Origin of the sequence: Robinsoniella sp. RHS (assembly GCF_001029355.1) — a bacterium.
Lineage (GTDB): Bacteria > Bacillota > Clostridia > Lachnospirales > Lachnospiraceae > Robinsoniella > Robinsoniella peoriensis.
Genome location: NZ_JNGB01000202.1, coordinates 1 through 3,623 on the forward strand (window position 1 = coordinate 1; position 3,623 = coordinate 3,623).

Sequence of the window (3,623 nt, forward strand, 5' to 3'; positions counted from 1 at the left end):
CCAGAGTGACAGATGTCTGCATCAATATTTCTGCCTTTGTTGATACATCCTGCATCCAGACATCTGTAAACACCTGGTATCCTTCTTTTTCCTGGTATATTGCTACATTGTCAAGCCGGATAAACTCATATATGCCTTTCAGGCTCTCTACTTCCGACTTCGTATAATACCGCAGTTCTTCCGTTGTTCCGGTTGCCATAAATTTAAAGAAAGTTTCCAGAAAGCTGTAAATTTCTTTACTGGATGTTTCATCCGTTACCATCGTAGATGCATCCGGCTGGTCTGCCTTTAGGGCATATTCCATAACAGGAGGTGCCGGAATCAGATACGGAAGTGACCTTAATTTAAAATTACTGCCATCCGTGACCAGGGAAAGATGCAGATAACGTTCTTCTTTGACTGCCTGTTCCGATGTCTTTTTCTTTTCTTTCACTTTTTTAGTCAACGTATAATTTACTTTCACCACAAGATCCACAACATCCCCGGATACTTCAAACTGCCATACTTTACATTCATCCGCCTTGCTTGCCGTATCAAGCCTTGTAATATCATATCCGGCAGTGGCATCCAAACCGCCTGCCAGATACTCTTTTAACCGCTGTGCACGTTCCTCTGCCTTTTCCTTTTTATAGTTCCACGTATAGAACTCTTTGGCAAAGTTACATGCAAAAATCTTTGCACCTTCTTCATTTACAGCAACGCTGTTTTCTTCTGGCTTTTTATCTTCCTGCGGCATCTTTTCCAGTGCCTTTTTCTGGCTTTCCACCACAGTCTGGATACTTTGCAGCCGGTTATCCATATTTACCGTTCGGATCACTGCAACAGCGCTCATTCCAAGCACCAGGCAGAATCCCGTCCAGAAGATCTTTTGCAGGATTCCTTTATAACTTCTTTTCGGATACTGTTTCTTCTGCTCTTTTTGCTCCTTACTTTGTTTCACCCGATTTTTCAGCCCCTTTCTTTTCTTTCATATCTTCCTCTCTCCTGCACTCACGGAACCTTATCGTGTTATACTTTATTTCCGGCATTTCTTTTGGATGCAGGATGCTGCTCCCTCTCTGGTTTACGATTGCTTCCAAGCAATTAAGCACGGTTACATACACCAGAGAAACCACAAACATGCTGGCAAGGCTCTGCCAGATATCCGCACAGTAGAAATATACCCTCGCCTGTATGCCGGCTATAGCCAGTAACACTGCCGTTAATCTACCCCAATTTCTTTGTATTATATTTAAGATACAAAAAGAAGCCATAATTGCAAGGCTCCATATCCTGACATACTCCGCAGACATAAAGATTTGCACTGCACGCTTGTATTCACCCAACACGGATCCGTCCTGATAAAATGCTTCCCATACAATAAAAACTCCGATTGACGTCACAAGCGCCAGAACATAACAGATCTGCTCCCGGCATATTTTATACCAGGCTATAGGAAACCATGTAAGGATCCACTTCCCGGCTTTCTTTAATAAATTTGCCATTCTTTTTCCTCCACTGCTTATTTCCTGGTAACTTCTAAAAATGGCAGATGCATCCCGCACCTGCCATCATCAGCCCTCATCATTCCATTACTTCTTTTCTTCTGGTTTTCCTCCCGGATTACCGCTTGGGTGGTTTCCTGGATTATTTCCCGAATTACCTCCCTGTGTCTTTTCCATAGAACAATCCAAAATGGTATCCGCTGTACAGCGAAGCACCACTTCTGCAAAAGAGGAACCCTCGGAACTTCGTCCATACGGATCACAGGAAACCTCCGGCACAGCAACTTTACGTCCAAACTGAATCATATCTACGGATACAGTTGGCGGCACAAGTACTTCAATCTGGGCACCCATAAGAGAAGACGCCAGACGGCAGGCAAATCCCTCTACTTCTTTTGTTTTCTTTCCATCCTCATATTTAAATTTTTCACTAAATCCTAAATATAATAAATCTCCAAATGTTTTTTTCGAGTCTAATACTAATTTCATTTTAATTACCTCATTCTTTCTTTTTATTGGTTTTTAGTTTTCATGCATAAAAATAGACACCTGTTCTACAAGCGCCTATTTCCCTCTTCTCTTACTTTTTTACCTTTCTTACTCTGATAAACAAAAACTCCAGCTATTCCTAACGCAGATACGGCAAGTATAACTGCCCAGAGTATGATTGCTGTATTATCCCCTGTTTTGGGCGGATTTGTTTTTGTTATTCCTGGATTACTTACAGGCTTTAACAATTTCACTTTTTCAACAAACTTTACGGTCTGGTTTTTATCTTTCAAATCTGCATGGCTGGCAATTTCTCTTTCTTCATAAGACAGGCTTTCAAATATAACCACTTCTTTTCCCTTTAATTCCGAAGAATCGAAAGTAAATTCCAATGATACACTTCCGTTTGGCTGGTCGGCTGTGAATGTCTTTTTCACTATCACTTCCCTGCCATTTATTAAGAGCGGTTTTCCAGTTAACGGATCCATCGCAATGCCCTCTACAATATATGTTTTTCCAACAATCAGGTTGGTATAATCCACCAGGTCTACAATTGTTGTTGTTTTATTTACATATCCTTCATGTTTACCAGTTTCCTTATCCGTTGCGGTAGTGCCTATCTTTGGCTTTTCAAACTTCACGGTCTGGTTTTTATCTTTCAGGTCTGTATGGCTTGCTATCTCCCTCCCCTCATAAGACAGGCTTTCAAAGATAACCACTTCTTTTCCCTTTAACGCTGAAGAATCGAAAGTAAATTCCAGTTCTATGCTTCCATTTGGCTGTTTTGCTGTAAATGTCTTTTTGGCTCTTACTTCTTTCCCATTTATGATAAGCGTTTTCCCGGTTAACAGATCCATTACAACACCATCTACAATATAAGTTTTTCCAACAATTAGATTGACATATTCCACCAGATCCACTATGGTTGTTTTTTCGCTCACAAATCCTTTATGCTTCCCGGTTTCTTTATCGGTTGCAGTGGTACCTATCTTTGGCTCTTCAAACTTAACCGTCTGCCCTTTATCTTTCAGATCCGCATGTACCGCTACTTCTTTTTCATCCTGGTACAGGGTTTCAAAAATAACAACCTCTTTTCCCTTTAATGCTGAAGAATCGAAAGTAAATTCCAATTCTATGCTTCCGGTTGGCTGCTCTGCTGTAAAAGTCTTTTTCGCCCTTACTTCTTTCCCATTTACTAAGAGCGGTTTTCCGGTTAGCAGATCCATAACAACACCATCTACCACATATGTTTTTCCAATAATCAAGTTTACATATTCCACCAGATCCACTATGGTTGTTTTTTCATTCACAAACCCTTCATGCCCTCCAGTTTCTTTATCGGTTGCAGTTGTTCCTATTTCCGGCTTTGGCTTATAATCATTGGTAATTGTCCCTAAATCCACTACCGTCATATTTTTCTTAATGACAATATCAAATGGTTTCATAAGGATCTTATCTGCATTTGCTTCACAAGGCAGTTCCTCAAACCGATACGTATCATATAGAAGTGCCCCTTTATTGTCATCCAGTGTATCCAGACTTCCAAACCAGATACCATCCTCAGCCGTTTTACCTCTGTTTGTATTCTGGCTGTGTGGAACATGGGCGGATGCAGTATTAAATATGCCGTTTTCATCTGTAATTACAATA

General features: G+C 40.7%; 4 protein-coding genes. All 4 read right to left on the bottom strand.

The features are described from left to right. Positions 1-940: conjugal transfer protein (locus RHS_RS28285; protein ID WP_047835077.1), on the bottom strand; the 940-nt coding region annotated here is incomplete at its 3' end. Next, entirely contained in the window at positions 927-1,484 is a 558-nt protein-coding gene (locus RHS_RS28290) for a hypothetical protein (protein ID WP_047835078.1), read from the bottom strand. The genes RHS_RS28285 and RHS_RS28290, both read right to left, overlap by 14 nt. Before the next feature lie 87 nt (positions 1,485-1,571). Then, the gene (locus tag RHS_RS32245; RefSeq protein ID WP_395023626.1) at positions 1,572-1,973 is read right to left on the bottom strand and encodes a DUF961 family protein; all 402 of its coding nucleotides are present in this window, start codon (positions 1,971-1,973) and stop codon (positions 1,572-1,574) included. A gap of 65 nt (positions 1,974-2,038) precedes the next feature. Next, on the bottom strand, positions 2,039-3,623 hold a 1,585-nt coding region (locus tag RHS_RS28300), incomplete at its 5' end, for a VaFE repeat-containing surface-anchored protein (RefSeq protein ID WP_395023627.1).